Origin of the sequence: Pseudoduganella rivuli (genome assembly GCF_009674485.1) — a bacterium.
Taxonomy (GTDB): Bacteria; Pseudomonadota; Gammaproteobacteria; order Burkholderiales; family Burkholderiaceae_D; genus Rugamonas; species Rugamonas rivuli_B.
Genome location: NZ_WKJJ01000003.1, coordinates 125716 through 142436, shown reverse-complemented (window position 1 = coordinate 142436; position 16721 = coordinate 125716). Strand labels below are relative to the sequence as shown.

Here is a 16721-nt window from a genome sequence, read left to right as displayed (position 1 = left end):
GGGCATAGACGTCCATGTCAGGAGGATAGCACTACGGCGATCCTCCGTCGGAATTTCCCTATGAACAAAACATTCAAACCGCGGGGGGATCGGATTCCCTTACCCACGCGCGGCCTTCCGCCAGCGCATGCTTGAATGCCGTCAGCGCATCGGGCAGGTCGGCGGGTTCCGTGCCGATCAGGCCGGGATCGGGCGAGCCATCCGGCAGTTGCGCCGGGATCTGCGCCTTGGCCAGCAACAGCGTCCCTTTGCCTACCGCCAGGATCGGCTTGCAGTGGCGGTATTGCAGGCGCACGAAATCGAGCGCATGCGCCAGCGACGACAGCGTTTGCGCAGCCTGTTCGCCGCACGGGATCGCCACCGCGTCGAACAGCACGCCCGGCGCGTTTTCCAGCGTCCTCTCCACGGCGATCGGTGCGCCGTCGGCCGCCACGACCAGACCCAGCCACGGCCCGACGATATGGGGCACCGCGCCATCCGCTTCCAATGCCGCCTGGATGGTCCGTACGCCGTCGCCATCGACACCGTCCGCCACCAGGATCGCCACTTGCCGCGTCGCGATGCCCTGCTGCCCGGGACGCGCCATCAGCGACAGCGCCGGCGAGGGCGGATACGAGGGAATCGGCTGGCTGGTCGCCAGCGGCTGCGGCGCGGGTACCGGCAGACCCAGCCCGGCCGCCACCGCCGACACCAGCGCATCGTCGACATTGGCCAGCATCGACAGCGTGCGCACGCGGATGGCGGGCACCGTCACCTTGCTCAACTCGAAGCGGAATCCATTGATGATGTGCTGCTGCTCGTGGCGCGTCTGGCTTTGCCAGAACAGGCGCGCCTGCGAATAGTGGTCGGCAAACAGTTCCGGCTTGCCCCGCACCTTGTCTTCCGGAGCTTCCTGCGTGCGCAGGCTGGTGAAGCCCGCCATCCCTGCCTGGTGGGGGCAGCCGCCGCCCAGCGAATTCGGTTCATACGCCACCTTGCCCCGGTTGATGGTTTGCCGGTGCATGCCGTCGCGCTGGTTGTTGTGCATCGGGCAGATCGGCGCGTTGATGGGAATTTCATGGAAATTCGGACCGCCCAGGCGGCTGATCTGCGTATCCACGTACGAATGGATGCGTCCCTGCAGCAGCGGGTCGTTGGTGAAATCAATGCCGGGGATGATGTGCGCGGCGCAAAACGCCACCTGCTCGGTCTCGGCAAAGAAATTGTCGGGGTTGCGGTTCAAGGTCATGCGTCCCACGATTTTCAGCGGCGCCAGCTCTTCCGGCACCAGCTTGGTGGCGTCCAGCACGTCGAACGGGAATTGCGCGGCCTGCTCTTCCGTAAATGTTTGCAGCGCCAGTTCCCATTGCGGCCCGTTGCCCGCCTCGATGGCTTCCCACAGGTCGCGCCGGTGGAAGTCCGGGTCCGCGCCCGTGACTTTCAGTGCTTCATCCCACACCAGCGAATGGGTGCCGGCCAGCGGCAGCCAGTGGAATTTCACGAACACCGAGTCGCCGTCGGCATTGACGAGGCGGAACGTATGCACGCCAAAGCCCTGCATCATGCGCAGGCTGCGGGGAATCGCGCGGTCCGACATGGCCCACATCAGCATGTGCATGGATTCCGGCATCAGCGAGGCGAAATCCCAGAACGTGTCGTGCGCGCTGGCCGCCTGCGGCATGCCGTTGTGCGGCTCCGGCTTGACGGCGTGGACCAGGTCGGGAAACTTCATCGCGTCCTGGATAAAGAATACGGGGATGTTATTGCCGACCAGGTCCCAGTTGCCTTCATCCGTATAAAACTTCACGGCAAAACCCCGCACGTCACGCACGGTGTCGGCCGAACCCCGTTCGCCCGCCACGGTGGAAAAACGCACGAACACCGGCGTGCGCTTGCCCGCCTGCGCAAACGGCGCGGCGCGCGTCAGGCTGCTCAAGTCTTCATACGCTTCGAAATAGCCGTGCGCCGCGGAACCGCGCGCGTGCACGATGCGCTCGGGTATGCGCTCATGGTCGAAGTGCGTGATTTTTTCACGCAGGATGAAGTCTTCCATCAGCGTGGGACCGCGCAGGCTGGACTTCAGCGAATTCTGGTTGTCCGCAACCGGCACGCCCTGGTTGGTGGTGAGGCGCTGCCCGCTGGCGTCGGCCCGCACGCGCTGCAACGATCCATCGTTGGGATTGACGCCGGGTGCGGGCGGCACGCCGGTCTTGGGGGATGCCTGGTTTTCCGACCGGGTGCCGGCTGTTGCGGCCGGCGTTGCGGGCACATGATGGCCTTCCGGTGGTGTGCGGGACGCTTCGCCATGTTCGGCGCGCTTGTTGGGGTTGTGGGTGACAGTGTTGGCCAGCGCGTCGGCGCTGGCGGCAGGATCTGGCCGGGTCATTGATGTCCTTTCGAATCAGCGCAGCAGCGCAATCAAAATGATGATGGGCAGTGGAATGCCGAGCAGCCAAAGCAGGATGGAGCGCATGTCGAACCTCCTTTTGTCAGGAACGGGGTGGAGAGGCAAGATCGCGCTGGCGGCCGCCGAAGGTCGCCGCCAGGCTGGCGGCAAAGGCGCCCAGCAACAGCGCAAAGAACATCCACAGCGCGGAATATGCGCCGGCCTTGCGGGCCGCATCGGCGGCGGCCTTGGCGCGCGCAGCAGCGTCGGCGCGCGCCTGGTTCAGGCGGGCCAGCACATCGTCCACCCTGCGTTCCGCATCGGACGGCTCCAGGCCGGTGCGCTTGGCAACCATGCGCGCCACATATTGGCGGTCTTCGTCGGACAGGCCGCCAGGCTGGCGGTCGAGCAAGCGCACCAGTTCGGCGCGCAGCGCGGCGCCGGTCACATCGGGCACGGGCACGGTGTCGGAACGCAGCAGCACGTCCGCGTAATAGGCGGAAAAATTGCTTGACGCCGGTCCATTGGCGTCCGCCGACGCCGCATCGCCGGCGGCCGGAGTGCGCGCCGCTTGCCGCGCGGCTGGCGTTCCGCCGCCGGACGGCGCCGCCGGGGCGACGGTCTCGGCCACAACCTCGGCAACCTTGCCAGTCGCGTTATCCGGCACGATATTCGCGACTGCGGCGCCCGCATCGATCGCACCGCCCAGCGCCGCACGCACCGCGCCCGCCATCAGCGCGGCCACCAGCAACGTGGCGGCTGCCCACGCCAGCAAGCCGTGGGCCGTGTCGCGGAAGTAGACTTCGTCGCCATGCACGCCGGACCAGCGCACGCGCAGCCGGCCCGCCATGTAGCCGCCCACGGCGCTCGAAGCCAGTTCCATCAGCGATACCCACAGAATGGTCGCCTTGCCCAGGGGCTGCGCACTGTACGACCACGGCGACACCGCCGACAGCCCCAGCCCGACGCCCAGCACCAGCAAGATGAACGACAGCGCTGCGGCCGCAGCCGCCCCAGCCGCCACCGCGCTCCACGATACCGCCGCATAGCTGGGTTCGGCGGCGGGCACCGGCACCGGGTTGACACCGGCGCCTGCTGTGGATGGATAAGGAATGGAAGTGTTCATGGCGATCCCGTTTGGGTAGAAATGCGGAAGGAGACGCTGGAGACGGCGGCGCCCGCTGGTGCGGGCGCTGCGTGATGGCTTACTTACGCGAGCTCAGCAGTTTCGACAGGCCATAGCCGGCTGCCATCGCCACCAGCACGGAAATTGCCGGGCTGCTACGCACATAGCCACGGCCCTGTTCTGCATATTGCTTGTAGGTGGCGCTGAGTTTTTCGCCTTTGTTGGCCAGCGTGTCGCCGACCTTGTTGGCGGTATCGGCAATCTTGTTGGTGGCGCTGTGCGCGGCCGATGCCAGCTTTTCAGCGGTGGGCTGCACTTTGTCGGCGATACGGTCCACGGCCGCATGGGCCGAGCTGGCCAGGCGGTCTGCCGTCGGCTGCGCCTTGTCCGCCGCAGTATCGATGGCGCTGTGTGTATCCTTGGAAAGATCGCGGCCGATTGCCGTTACGGTATCGCTGGGTTTGTTGGTGCCGGAAGAAATATTGTCCATGATGGAGTCCTCGTCGTGTAGTGAATGGGCTGCATTGCCTGACACACGATAGGACGTTCACTTGTTGTGTACCGTGCGGCACATAACAGAGTCACGGGACCGGGAGGCAGGAAGCGGACAGGGTCGCTGCCCGCCTCTTGCGCACTGTTTCGCAATAATCTTGCTTGCTACCACATAAACCGGATGCCGCCGGTGGCGTAGTCGGTGCTGGTGGCGCGTCCGAACACGGGGTTCAGCGTGAACGTGGAGCGGGCCAGTTCGCCATACACGGTCAGCAGCGGGTTGACCGTCAAGTAAGCGCCGGCGATATGGGTCTTGCCGGTATGGCCCGCCGTTGCCGCCGTGTCATCGATGTGGGTACGGCCGTGGCTGTAACGCAGCGACAACCTCGGCTGAGGCCGGTACACCAGCTGGCCGAAGTAGCCCCGGCTGTCGCGCTCGAGGCCCGCCGCATCGAGCGCATCGACGTCCTGCAGCAGCACCGAGCCCAGCCCCTGGCCCCGGAAGCCGGTCAGGACCAGGTTCACGGCGCCGAGATCGGCGACGATCCCGGCCGCCCCCCCCCGCGTGGCGACGCGCGTGCTGGCGCAAGGCGTGCCCGCCGCCGTCATGCACCCGCGCGCATCCTGGCGGATGGCATCGGCATACAGCTTGATGCGCGCAGTCCCCAGCACCGGCTGGTAGTACAGCCCCGCTTCCACGCGCGGCGTACGGGTCTGGCTGGCGCCGGAGCCGACAAACACATTGCGGATCTGGCTGGGGTCGTACACGCCGACCGAGAACGTCAGCGGCGTATCCCGCGGCGAGTTGTAGCGCACGCCCGCGTTGAAGTTGGCCCACATGTAGCCGCCATTGAAACTGGCGGCAAAGGCGTTTGGCGTATTCACGTGGTCATACCCCGTCAGGCCGCCTGCCAGCACCGAGGCGTCGGCCAGCACCGCCTCGCCCTGGTAAATGCTGTAGGCCTTGCCGAACACCACTTCGCCCCAGCCCGCCGACACCTTGGTCCAGATTTCCCTGGGGTCCAGCGCTTTCGCGCCGGTATCGCCGACATTGCCGGCATTGCGGAAATTGCCCTCGCCCGAATGCGGGTTGATGTACAAGCCCACGCGGCTGGTGATGTTCAATCCCGCCGTGGCGGGCGCAGTGACGTTGAAGGCGATCAGGCTGGGCGTGGTGCCCGACGTGATGCGAAAGCCCGTGGCGCCGGGCAGGTCGCCATTTTGCTTGTGCGCCTGCAGGATCACCCAGCCATCGGTGCTGAATTTCCAGCCCTCGGCCGTCTCGAAACCCACGCCCGCCTGGGCGCTTCCCGCCAGCAGCGCGCACGCCGCCGCCATCCCGCGCATTTTCCCGTGCATTTTCCCGCGCATGTCAAATCTCCTTGCGGCGCATGGCGCCCGCGATGTATTCGGCCTGGCGGATCGCCAGCGCCACGATGGTCAACGTCGGGTTGGCCGCCGAACTGGACGTGAACTGGCTGCCGTCCGAGATGAACAGGTTCTTGATGTCGTGCGACTGGCCCCACTTGTTCACCACGCCGTCGCGCGCCAGTGCGCTCATGCGGTTGGTTCCCATGTTGTGGCTGGCCGGGTAGGCCGGCATGTCGATCACGCGCGTGGCGCCCACCGCTTCCGACAGCTTGCGGAACTGCATCAGGCCGTGCGCAGCGATCGCATCGTCATTCTTGTGGTAGGTCTTGGTGACGATCGGCACCGGCAAGCCGTACTGGTCGCGCTCGGTCGGATGCAGCGTGATGCTGTTCTGTTCGCGCGCCATGTCTTCGCCGCACACCCACACGCAGCTCATGTGGTCATACATGTCCAGCGCGGACGTGACCTCCCGCCCCCAGCCGCCCGGTTTCATGAACGCGGCGGTATACGGCAAGCCCAGCGCCAGCCCTTCCAGGTAGTAGCCGCCGTTGAAACCGCGACGGGTATCGAGGTCGACCTCATCGGCAACAACGGCGCCGATATCGAAGCCGCGGTACATGTAGACCGGCTGGCGGTGCACCGCCAGCGCCGCGGCAGTGGCGTGGTTCATGTAATTCTTGCCGACCTGCCCGGACGAATTGGCCAGCCCGTCCGGGAACAGCGAAGTAGCGGAGTTCAGCAACAGCCGGGGCGACTCGATGGAATTGCCCGCCACGCACACCACGCGCGCCTTTTGCAGTTGCGTCCGCCCGTGTTCATCCACGTACAGCACGCCTGTCACCTTGCCGGACTTGTCGTGCTCGATTTTCAGCACCATGGCTTGCTGGCGCAATTCGGCCCTGCCGGTTTCCAACGCGCGGGGTATTTCCGTGTACAAGGTCGACCACTTGGCGCCGATCTTGCAGCCCTGCATGCAAAAGCCGATCTGCTGGCAGGCCGGACGCCCGTCGTTGGGCTTGCTGTTGGACGCCACCGGGCGCACGATCTTCCGGTAGCCGATCTTGCGCGCGCCGGCCGCCATCACCTTGTAGTGATTGTTTTCCGGCATGGGCGGCATGCCGCTGGCCCTGGAACCGGCCACGCCCATTTTCTTTTCCGCCTTGTCGTAATACGGCGCGAGGTCGGCGTAAGTGATCGGCCAGTCCAGCACATTGGCGCCTTCCACCTGGCCGTAGATGGTGCGGGTCCGGAAGTCGTGCGGCTGGAAGCGCAGCGCCACGCCGGAAAAGTGCACGGTGGAGCCGCCCACGCCCTTGACGATCCATGCCGGCAGGTTGGGATAGGTTTTCGTGTGGTGCCAGCCGCCGGCGGAAATGCGCTTGTCCAGCCATGAAATCTTGTTGAACATGGCCCATTCATCATTTTCAAAATCAGCCTGCGTGTAGTGCTTGCCCGCTTCCAGGATCACCACCCGCACGCCGCGCTGCGCCAGTTCATTGGCCAGCGTGCCGCCGCCGGCGCCGGAGCCGATCACCACCACCACGTCGCGGTCGCCGGTACTGTATTTGCTGCTGTTCGGGGTCGCCATTGCCATCTCCTCAGATCCAGTCGATATCGTTAAAGCCGCGGTTCACGTAACCGCCCTTTTCCCACGATGAGCCTTCATAGCCGAACAGCGGGAACAGTTCCGGGTTGTTGTACAGCCCCGTCACCAGGCCGCCCTTGATCTTCTGGAAAAATGCCGAGTCCTCGATGGCGCGCAGCACCTCGACCCGCCGCGCCTCGTCCTCGATCGCCAGGTAATCCTTGCCATGCAGCCTGCGGGCGCTGGCGTTCAGTTGCGCGATCCCGTCCAGCAGCAACGCTTTCAGCGCCGGGTCGCTGGCCGCATCCGCGTCGTAGGGGGCGATGGCGTGCAGATAGAACTTGTCCGCCACCCGGTCGTGCGGAAAGATGTCGCGCGCCATTTTCAGCAGCACCAGGGCGGTGTCGCTGCCCAGCACCGTGAACGACTGCGCCATCACGTCGGAGGGCGCCGCCATCAGGGCGCCGGCGCCCAGTACCGAGACGCCGACCGATGCGCCCTTGAGGAAGCCGCGCCGCGTCAGCCTGATGCGTTTTTCCACCACTCTCATGGCGTGTTGTTGGTGTTCCATGGTTGTCTCCTTTTATGGTTATCCGTAGCAATCAATACAGCGCCAACTCCTGCCCTGCCATGTCTTCCGGCAGTTGAAACAATGCATACTCCAGCGCGCGCAGCAACGGCCCGGCAATCGCGTCTTTCCAGTTGCCGGCGCCACGCAGCTGCGTGCACGAGGTGTTGCAGGCGGCCAGCCGCGCCGCGTGCGCGGCCGGTCGGCCCATGGCGCCGGTCAGCAACAGCCAGTCCGGCTGGTCCAGCAGCAAACCCGCCGCCAGCAGTACGCCGGTGCGGCGCCGCACCTGGGCCAGGCCGACCAGCTTGCGGCCGCCGGCCACCACTTCCCACGGCGAATAGCCGCCGTAACAGGCCCAGTCCAGGTCGTCGCTGCCGCGTTGTTCCTGCAGGCGCGCCGCCTCGGCCGGCGTCGCCGCGTGGCAGGTGAAGCCCTGCCCGCGCAGCACGCTGGCAAACACCTCACCCAGCCAGCGGTAACTGTCGACCAGGCTCGATGACAGCAGCGGATGGCCATACGGCAGCAGCACCGATGCGCTCAGCATCCACGGCCCGGTCAGCACCGCGCCGCCGCCGGCCATGCGCGGTATCACGGTGATGGCCGAACCGTCCGCCGGCAGCGCCGGCCCCAGCTCGTAGAGCCGGCGTTGCGCGCAGCCCAGCACCACGCCGGGCACGCGGTAAGTCCACAGCCGCAGCGCCGGACTGGTGACGGGCTCCGCCAGGCGCCGCTCGTTCCACGCCTGTTCCTCTTCGCACGCGGCCGGCGCCGGGCCGCCGTCCATGCTCCACAATGGGGTGAACATTTACAGGCCCTCGCAGGATTCCAGCCGCGCTTTCAGGTCGCCCAGGAACTGCGCGGCCGGGTGGCCGTCCACCGCGCGGTGGTCGAACACGAAGCTCAGCGTGGTCATCGGCGCAATGGCGATCTCGCCACCGCGCACCACGGCCTGGTCCTGCACCCGGCCCAGTCCCAGGATGCCGACCTGCGGCGGATTGAGGATGGGCGTGAACCAGTCGACACCCGCCGCGCCCAGGCTCGATACGGTGAAGGTGCCGCCCTGGTAAGCCTTGATGGGCAAGGTCCCGGCGCGGGCGCCGGCCGCCAGTTCCGCCGCCTCGGCCGCCAGCATGACGATCGACTTGCGGTCTGCATCGCGGATCACGGGCACGGCCAGCCCGTCGTCGAGCGCCACCGCCAGGCCGATATGCACGCCCGGCATGCGCTCAAACGCGCCCTCGCGCATCAGTGCATTGATCGACGGGAAGCGCTTCAGCGACATCGCCAGTGCGCGCAGCACGACCGGCGTGACGCTGATGCGCAGGCCTTCGGCGCGGCGCTGCAATTGCGCGCGCAGCCGGTTGCAGGCGCTCATGTCGGCTTGCATGGCCAGCGCCACGCGCGGCGCCTGCCAGCCCGCCGCCATGTTGCGGGCGATGCTGCCGCGCATCCCGCGCAGCGGCACCAGGTCGGGCTCGGGCAAGGAGGAGGGAAGCGCGATCATCATGCCTCCCGCACGGCGCCGAGCGCCTTGCCTTGGGCGATCGTGCCGTCGGCATCGATCAGGACCTGCTCCAGCAAGCCATCGCACGGCGCGCACACCTCGATGCCGGTCTTCACCATCACCACCATGGCGATGGGCTGCCCCGCGCTGACGCGGTCGCCGGGTTGCACCAGCCATTGCTCCAGCAAGGCTTCGGTGCCGGGCTCGACGTCGTCCCAGGCGCTGTCCGGCAGGTGAATCGGATGTTGGGTGCTCATGCTGCATTCCTTTCAATGGTGAGGCCGGTAACGAGTTCGCGGGCGGCGGCAACGATGCCGGCCACTTGCGGGATCACGAATTGTTCAAGCGGGCGCGCATAGGGAATCGGCACGTCCGGCACGGCCAGCCGCTTGACGGGCGCGCGCAGAGGCACCGTGTCCAGGTTTTCCGCCACGATGGCGGCGATTTCCCCGCTCAGGCCGAAGCTCAGGTAATCCTCGTCGGCCACCAGCAGGCGGCCGGTCTTGCGCACCGAATCGAGAATGGCTTGCCGGTCCAGTGGCACGATGGTGCGCAGGTCGAGCACTTCGGCGGAAATGCCCTGCTGTTCCAGTTCGGCCGCCGCCAGCACGGCCTTTTGCACCATCTGGCTCAAGGTGACGATGGTGACGTCCGTGCCTTCGCGCACGACCCTGGCCTGGCCAAAGGGAATCGCATACGCCGCTTCCGGCACCAGGTTGGTGCTGCCCTCGAAGAACGACATCCACGGCAAGCCCATGATCCCCTTGTGGAACATGAACACCACCGGATTGTTGTCGCGGATCGACTGGATCATCAGCCCCTTCGCGTCATATGCATTGGACGGCACCACCACTTTCATGCCGGGCAAATGGCCGAACGTCGCGTACAGGCACTGCGAGTGCTGGGCCGCATCGTTGTAGCCGCCGCCGATGCCGGTCATCAGCACCATCGGCAGCTGGATGTTGCCGCCCGCCATATAGGTGTTCTTGGCCATGTGGTTGTAGATCATGTCCATGCAAACGCCGAAAAAGTCCACGAACATCAGTTCGGCGATCGGCCGCATGCCTTCGGCCGCCGCACCGATGGCGGCGCCGATAAAGGCCGTTTCGGAAATCGGCGTATCCATGATGCGGTCCTTGCCGAATTTCGCCAGCAGGCCGCTGGTGGCGCCGAATATGCCGCCATACTTGCCGACGTCCTCGCCCATCACGAAGACTTCCGGGTTGGCCTGCATTTCCTGGGCAATGGCTTCCGCGATGGCTTGCGCCATGGTCAGCTTGCGTTCAGGCGCAATGGTTGTTGTGCTCATCTCTGTCTCCATCGTGAATTGATCGTCGCGTGCGCGTCATGCGTACACGTGTTGCAGCGCGTCCTGCGGCGCCGGATCGGGGCTGCTGCGGGCAAATGCGTAGGCGCTGGCCACGCGGGCCTTGGCCTCGGCAGTCAGGGCCGCGTCGGACGCATCGTCGAGCAAGCCGTGTGCGCGCAGGAATGCCGCCAGTTGCGGGATCGGGTCGTTCTTGCGGGCTTGCTCGGCTTCGCCCTTGGCGCGGTAGACTTCCGGGTCGCCCTGGAAATGGCCGTGGTAGCGGTCTGTTTTCACTTCGATCAGGGTCGGTCCTTCGCCGCGGCGGGCGCGGGCGATCGCCACGCCGGCCGCCTCAAACACGTCCAGCGCGCTGTTGCGCTCGACCAGCATGCCGTGCATGCCATACGCGGCGGCCCGCTCGGAGTTGTTGGCCACGGCCGTGGAGTCGGCCTTTTCCACCGAGATCGCGTACTTGTTGTCTTCGCAGATGAACACCACCGGCAAGCGCCACAGAGCGGCCAGGTTCATCGATTCGTGGAAGGCGCCCTGGTTGGTCGCCCCTTCGCCAAAGAACGCCACCGCCACCGCATCGGTGCCGCGCTTTTTCGCCGCCAGCGCCGCGCCGCACGCCGGCGGCATGCTGGCGCCGACGATGCCGCTGCAGCTGAATTTCACGGTGGGATCGAACAGGTGCATGTGGCCGCCCTTGCCGCGTCCCAGGCCGGTGGCCTTGCCAAACATTTCAGCCGTCATTTCCGGCAGCCGCACGCCCTTGGCGATGGCGAAGTGGTGCGAACGGTGCGCGCCCACCACGGTGTCATCCGGCCGCAGGTGGGCGCACACGCCCACCGCCACCGGTTCCTGTCCCGCCGCCAGGTGCATCTCGCCCGGCACCGGCCCGGCGCCGATATCGAAGGCCAGTCCTTTCTGGATGTTCGGCGGCAGCTTGCCCTCCAGGTACACCTTGACCATGGTGTCCTCGAATTCGCGTATCGCTATCATGGTCTGGTACATCCAGACCAATTGCTCCGATGTGTGTTCCATTGCTGTCTCCTTTGTTGGTCGGTATTCCCTGTTGGGCAACAAGCGTGCCAATCCCAAAAGGGGCATGAAACGGGGATTTCTGTCGCTTTGGGCGGAGACAGGTGTCGCTGCTGCGACAACGGCGCGACAAGGCGTCGCACGGTGCGGGCGATGTTGTTTTTGGCGCCGGGCGAAAAAAAATTCACGGGCGCGGGGGACCGGGATGACGCCCCATGCAAATAACGGGCCAGTGACCTTGCACGCCATGCGGTTGGCGGTCCCAACCCCGTTGCTGCGCACGCTGCGAGCGGCCAGCCTGCTACACCTGTCGCACCGGACACTGCCTTGCGACGTGGTATACGCTTTGCTAGCATGATTGAAGACAGAGCCATCCCGCCCGCAGCGGGAGCCACGGAGACCGATTTCATGAGCACCGCCTACCCCGCCAGCCAGGATACCGGGCTGGCGCTACTGACCGCCCGCGGCATCGCCGGCCCCGATCCACTGATCGCCGGCGCCTGGCGCCGTTCGCTGGCCACGCATAAACTCGATCCCGGACGGCGCCAGGCGCCGCGCGTGCTGGCCGGCGGTTCGCTGCGCGACCACCAGGACCCGATGGAACAAGTGATGCAGATCGCCAAGGGCGGCGTGGAATACCTGCACAACCAGGTGCGCGCCGCCGGCTACGTGGTACTGCTCACCGATTGCCATGGCGTGACGGTGGACTTCCAGGGCGACGCCATGAATTCGCGCGAGCTGCGGCGCGCCGGGCTGTATCTCGGCTCATGCTGGTCCGAGGCGGAGGAAGGCACGTGCGCGGTCGGCACCTGCATCGCCGACCAGCATGCGTTGACCGTGCACCAGGCCGAGCACTTCCGCACCACCAATACCGGCCTGACCTGCAGCGCCGCCCCCATCCTCGATACCGACGGCGCCCTGCTGGCGGTGCTGGACACGTCGGCCTTGTCGTCGCCCGGCGACAAGCGCAGCCAGGCGCTGGTGCTGCAACTGGTGACGCTGGCGGCCAAGATGATCGAGAATGCGCACTTCCTGAAGAAATTCGAAGACCACTGGATCATCCGTCTCAGCCGCCGCCGCGAATTCGCCGAAGTCGTCACCGATGGCCTGATGGCGCTGGACCACGCGGGCCGCGTGATTGCCGTCAACCGCAATATCGCGCAGCAGCTCAGCGATGGCGGCGCGGGCCTGATCGGGCGCAACGTCGACCAGGTCTTCGATACCCGTTTCGAATTGCTGCTGGCCGCCGGCAGCCCGCAGCATGGACAGACGCTGCCGCTGCGCTCCCTGCTGAGCGGGCGCCAGTACTACGCGCTGATGCGCCCGCCGTGCGGCCGCACCGTATCCCCGTTCGCGGCGCGCCCGCCGCGCCCCTTGCCCGCCCCGGCGGCCGTGCGCACCGCGCTGACGCTGCACGACCTGGCCGGACAGGATGCGCACATGACGCGCAATGTCGCCATCCTGCGGCGCGTGATCGACAAGGGCATCGCCATCATGCTGCAGGGGGAAACCGGCACCGGCAAGGAAGCCTTCGCCAGCGCCATCCACCTGGCCAGCGAGCGCCGCGAACAACCCTTCGTCGCGCTCAATTGCGCGGCGATTCCCGAATCGCTGATAGAAAGCGAACTGTTCGGCTATGCCGACGGCGCGTTCACCGGCGCGCGCGCCAAGGGCATGCGCGGCAAGCTGCTGCAGGCCCATGGCGGCACGCTGTTCCTCGATGAAATTGGCGACATGCCATTGGCCATGCAAACCCGTTTATTGCGGGTGCTGGCGGAAAAGGAAATCCTGCCGCTGGGGGCTGAAAAAGCCCAGCCGGTGGACGTGCAAATCGTTTGCGCCACTCACCGCAACCTGCTGGACCTGGTGATGGCCGGCCAGTTCCGGGAAGACCTGTATTACCGCCTGAACGGCATGAAGCTGCATCTGGCGCCGCTGCGCGAACGCAGCGATATCGCCGCGATCCTGCGGCAGGTGCTGGCCGGGATCGCCGCCGAAGCCGGCTATGCCAACGCCGGCTTCACGGACGAGGCATTGGCCGCCCTGCTGGCCTGCCAATGGCCGGGCAACCTGCGCCAGGTACACAATGTGCTGCGCTCGGCGCTGGCGCTGTCCGATAACGGTGAAGTGCGGCTGGAAGACTTGCCGGCCGAGCTGACGGCCGGCGCGGGCCGTGGTGCGCCACCCGCCCGCCTGGCGCAGTCAGGGACTGCGCCCGCTGGCGGCGAGGACGCCGAGCGGGAAACGCTGGTGGCGGCGTTGCGCCGGCAGCGCTGGAACGTGACGAAAACCGCCCGCGAACTCGACCTCTGCCGCGCAACGATTTACCGCAAGATGCAGCGCCTGGGCATCGTCGCGCCGAACGCCAGCGAATAGGGGCCGAAGAACCCGGCGCCCTGCATCAGTTCGCCGCCTTTGGACTTTCCGGCGGCCCCAGCAGCGTTGGCTTCAGGCTGCCGGTATCGACCACCAGCCGCTGCAGCACGACGCCCGGATCGACCGACCAGAACTTCAGTACATGCGGACCGGGAGCGGACACCGTATGCGTGGTGGAAAACACCACCGCGTTATCCTGCGCCGCCGTGCGCCACGCCGCGGCATGGGCCGGGTCATGGATGTCAACCAGTTGCGGCGCTTCGTCGTCGATCGACACCGCATAGCGCAGGCCCCGGCCCGGCAGGAAAGCCCGGGTCGGCGACAGCACCGCCTGCACCGTCACGCTGCCCTTTGTTACCAGGTGGATATCGTATTCCAGCCGCAGGTCGGCCAGCTTGGGCGCCGGCGGCGGCGCGGGAACGGGCGCTGGTTCGGCCTGCGCCGGGGGCGCCGGCGCGGCGGAAAAGACGCCCGGCGCCGGTTCCGCCGAGGCGGCGGCCGCGTCGACGGCCTCCTCGCCCTCGGCCGCCGGCTTCGTTTCGTCCGGCTTCGCTTCGTCCGGCTTCGCTTCGTCCTGCTTGGGCGGCGGGGGCGGCGGCGGAGGTGGTGGTGGAGGGGGCGGCGGCGCCACCACCGGCAGCGCCGTCATGCCGGACAAACTCCGTCCCAGCCCCGGAATGCGCAGCCACTGCCGCCCTTCCGGCGCCAGCGCCCGCGCGAAATGTTCGGCTTCCACCGCCACGGCGCCCTGCGCTTCCAAATAACTGCCTGGCGCCGGCTTCACGCCCGTGGTCGTCGGCCGCAACGGCACCCGCACCGAGGCTTTCGCACCGTCCGGTCCCAGGATCGCCAGCGCCGCCATCTCGGCCCCGGCCGGGACATCGGCCCAGCGCACGTCGATCGTCACGCGCTGCGACTTGGCCACCGTGCCGCCCGAACGGCTCAGGTTGATCCATGGCGCACTGGCGGCAATCGTGAATTTGAATGGGTTCTGGCCCCGGTTGAAAATCTCGACATAGCGCTGCTGCTTGCCGCCGCCATCCATACGCGGCAGCGCCAGCTGGTCGCTGCCCGCTTCCGGCCACACCACAGCGCTGCCTTCCACCGCCACGCCCATGTCGGCGCTGCGGCTGGGCTGCACTTCCGCCACGGCCGGCATCACGTTGCGCAGCGTGCCGCCGCCCAGGTGCACCTGTCCCATCAAGCGGTTCCATTTGCCGCTGCTGATGTCTTCGTGGTATACGCGCGCCAGCTCGGCATCCTGCTTGAACAAGTCGCGCACTTTGTTCGCCAGGTCGTTGGCGGCCACCCTGCCCTGTTCCGCCTGCATGCGGTTTTGCGCGGCCGCCGTCAGCATGTCCACCGCCACGGCGGACGCTTGCGCGGGATACAGCACCAGTTGGTAAAACGAATCGCGCAATTCCGACGGCAAGCCGCCATCGATCTTTTCCGCCTTGCCGGAAATGGCGCGGTATTCCCCCACCACGCGCGCTGCTTCTTCGCCATTCAACAGGCTGTAATCGCCGGGCGCCAGCAATTCCGGCGCGCGGCGCGCATTGTATTGCGCCGTCTTGCCGACGATGTCGGCCACGTCGTCCGCATATTGCGGCCCGAATTCACGGCCGGCCCACAGTTTCAGGTACTCCGGCAGGCGTGCCGCCGGCCACACTTCCGGATTCCACGCATAGGTGAAAAAGAATTCGGCGGGAACCTCGAACGGCTTGAGCGAACCCACGTGCGCGATCCACATGCGGTCGGCCCCGTGGCGCCATGCCAGGTGCAATTGTTCCCACATTTTCGGCAGCGGCGCCGCATTGAGCCACGAGCGCTGCGGCCCGCTACGGGCAATGTGGTATTCGATGCCCGCGCCGCCGGCGCGCTGGCGTTCATCGTGCGCGGGCAGGCGCCGCACGTAGCCGGCGCCGTCGTCGCACATCAGCATCAGCGCGTCGTCGGCCGGCGCCTTGCCGTCGCCGCCGCACGAATAGGCCAGTTGCGGCCCTTTCCACAGGCGCTTTGCCTTGCCGTCCGACGGCGGCGTGCCCAGCATCACGCCATAATCTTCGGCGCGCTGCGCATTCTGCTTGTCGTCGGCCAGGAAGACCGTTTCGCTGGTCGCGGGCCACAGTGTATTGCCGCGCAGGCGCAGCAGCAGTTCATAGACACGCTCGTAAAACTTCGCGTTGTAGCCGCCAAACGATTGCTTTGCCCATGCGGCCAGGCCCGGCGCTTCACCGTCGAGCGCCATGCCGCGGTAGCGCACCACGGGCGCTTCCGACACCCTGGTGCCCTCTTCCACGTACAGCTGGCGGTGGCGCTGCGGCTGCACGTCGGCCCACCAGTGCCACGGCGACACGCCGATCTGTTCCGACAATTCATAGATGCCGTACAGCGTGCCGCGCCGGTCGCTGCCCGCGATCACCAGCGCGCGTTCGACGCCGGGCAGCGGACGGACCAGCACTTGCATGTGCCACGCTTCCCATTTGCCCTTGATGGCGGCCACGTCCAGCGCCCCGGAACGGACCAGGCGGTCGATGACGGCATGTTTGCCCAGGGTGCCGACGATCACCACGTCGGCGCCGGCCGGCGTGCCCCGGGCCAGCGTGGGACGGCGCGAACTGACGCGTTCGATATCGGCCTGCAAATCCGCGACGGCCCGCAGCACGGCCGGATAGTCGCCGCTGTCGGCGTACAGCGGTGCGGCATCGCTGCCCCGCACCAGTCCGAAGGCTGCCGGCGGCGCCTGGTCGTAGCCGACGAAGCGCTTTTGCCCCACCGCCCGGGCATGCGGCGTGGCCAGCAGCACACCGGCCAAACTGGCGGCCAGCGCCAGCCTCTGCATCCATGTCACGCGATACTCCTGATTTATTTCAAAGGGTCAATTATCGCCCCAACAACGCGCCGCCGCCGCGCACCGTTGACCGGGCAGCCCATAATGTGGCCCACCCCACAGACAGGGACCACGCAGGCGCGCATGCTCG

Annotated in this window: 13 protein-coding genes; 1 reads left to right on the top strand and 12 read right to left on the bottom strand. The window is 66.7% G+C overall.

The window, feature by feature from the left end:
• Nucleotides 1–73: 73 nt before the first annotated feature.
• From GJ700_RS05550 to GJ700_RS05500, 11 genes are all read right to left on the bottom strand, one after another.
• Nucleotides 74–2365, bottom strand: coding sequence for a catalase (locus tag GJ700_RS05550; protein WP_154371674.1), 2292 nt, complete (start codon nucleotides 2363–2365; stop codon nucleotides 74–76).
• A 103-nt stretch (nucleotides 2366–2468) separates the two neighbouring features.
• Nucleotides 2469–3491 (bottom strand): hypothetical protein, encoded by a 1023-nt coding sequence (locus GJ700_RS05545; protein ID WP_154371673.1) that lies wholly within the window; start codon nucleotides 3489–3491, stop codon nucleotides 2469–2471.
• A 79-nt stretch (nucleotides 3492–3570) separates the two neighbouring features.
• On the bottom strand, nucleotides 3571–3981 hold the full coding sequence (locus GJ700_RS05540) for a hypothetical protein (protein ID WP_154371672.1): 411 nt from the start codon (nucleotides 3979–3981) through the stop codon (nucleotides 3571–3573).
• A 167-nt stretch (nucleotides 3982–4148) separates the two neighbouring features.
• Nucleotides 4149–5354 (bottom strand): porin, encoded by a 1206-nt coding sequence (locus tag GJ700_RS05535; protein WP_154371671.1) that lies wholly within the window; start codon nucleotides 5352–5354, stop codon nucleotides 4149–4151.
• 1 nt (nucleotide 5355) lies between these two features.
• Nucleotides 5356–6942 (bottom strand): GMC family oxidoreductase, encoded by a 1587-nt coding sequence (locus tag GJ700_RS05530; protein WP_154371670.1) that lies wholly within the window; start codon nucleotides 6940–6942, stop codon nucleotides 5356–5358.
• Between the two features lie 10 nt (nucleotides 6943–6952).
• Nucleotides 6953–7510: a twin-arginine translocation signal domain-containing protein gene (locus GJ700_RS05525; RefSeq protein WP_229506820.1), complete on the bottom strand. Its 558-nt coding sequence runs from the start codon at nucleotides 7508–7510 to the stop codon at nucleotides 6953–6955.
• A 31-nt stretch (nucleotides 7511–7541) separates the two neighbouring features.
• Complete coding sequence (locus GJ700_RS05520; RefSeq protein WP_154371669.1) at nucleotides 7542–8315, bottom strand: lipoyl protein ligase domain-containing protein; 774 nt, start codon at nucleotides 8313–8315, stop codon at nucleotides 7542–7544.
• Nucleotides 8316–9017 carry a 2-oxo acid dehydrogenase subunit E2 gene (locus tag GJ700_RS05515; protein ID WP_154371668.1) on the bottom strand — a complete coding sequence of 234 codons (702 nt, stop codon included), beginning with the start codon at nucleotides 9015–9017 and terminating at the stop codon, nucleotides 8316–8318. It abuts the gene before it with no gap.
• Nucleotides 9014–9271 (bottom strand): lipoyl domain-containing protein, encoded by a 258-nt coding sequence (locus GJ700_RS05510; RefSeq protein ID WP_154371667.1) that lies wholly within the window; start codon nucleotides 9269–9271, stop codon nucleotides 9014–9016. The genes GJ700_RS05515 and GJ700_RS05510 overlap by 4 nt, the downstream gene beginning before the upstream one ends.
• The gene (locus GJ700_RS05505) at nucleotides 9268–10323 is read right to left on the bottom strand and encodes an alpha-ketoacid dehydrogenase subunit beta (protein ID WP_154371666.1); all 1056 of its coding nucleotides are present in this window, start codon (nucleotides 10321–10323) and stop codon (nucleotides 9268–9270) included. Before GJ700_RS05505 ends, GJ700_RS05510 begins: the two co-directional genes overlap by 4 nt.
• Nucleotides 10324–10359: 36 nt before the next feature.
• Complete coding sequence (locus GJ700_RS05500; protein ID WP_154371665.1) at nucleotides 10360–11367, bottom strand: thiamine pyrophosphate-dependent dehydrogenase E1 component subunit alpha; 1008 nt, start codon at nucleotides 11365–11367, stop codon at nucleotides 10360–10362.
• A gap of 405 nt (nucleotides 11368–11772) precedes the next feature.
• On the opposite strand from GJ700_RS05500, the gene GJ700_RS05495 reads away from it, so the two are divergent.
• Nucleotides 11773–13740, top strand: coding sequence for a sigma-54-dependent Fis family transcriptional regulator (locus tag GJ700_RS05495; protein ID WP_229506819.1), 1968 nt, complete (start codon nucleotides 11773–11775; stop codon nucleotides 13738–13740).
• A gap of 25 nt (nucleotides 13741–13765) precedes the next feature.
• Here GJ700_RS05495 and GJ700_RS05490 read toward each other — a convergent pair whose 3' ends face one another.
• A complete protein-coding gene (locus tag GJ700_RS05490; protein WP_229506847.1) occupies nucleotides 13766–16582 on the bottom strand; it encodes a glycosyl hydrolase 115 family protein in 2817 nt (938 codons plus the stop codon).
• Between the last annotated feature and the right edge of the window lie 139 nt (nucleotides 16583–16721).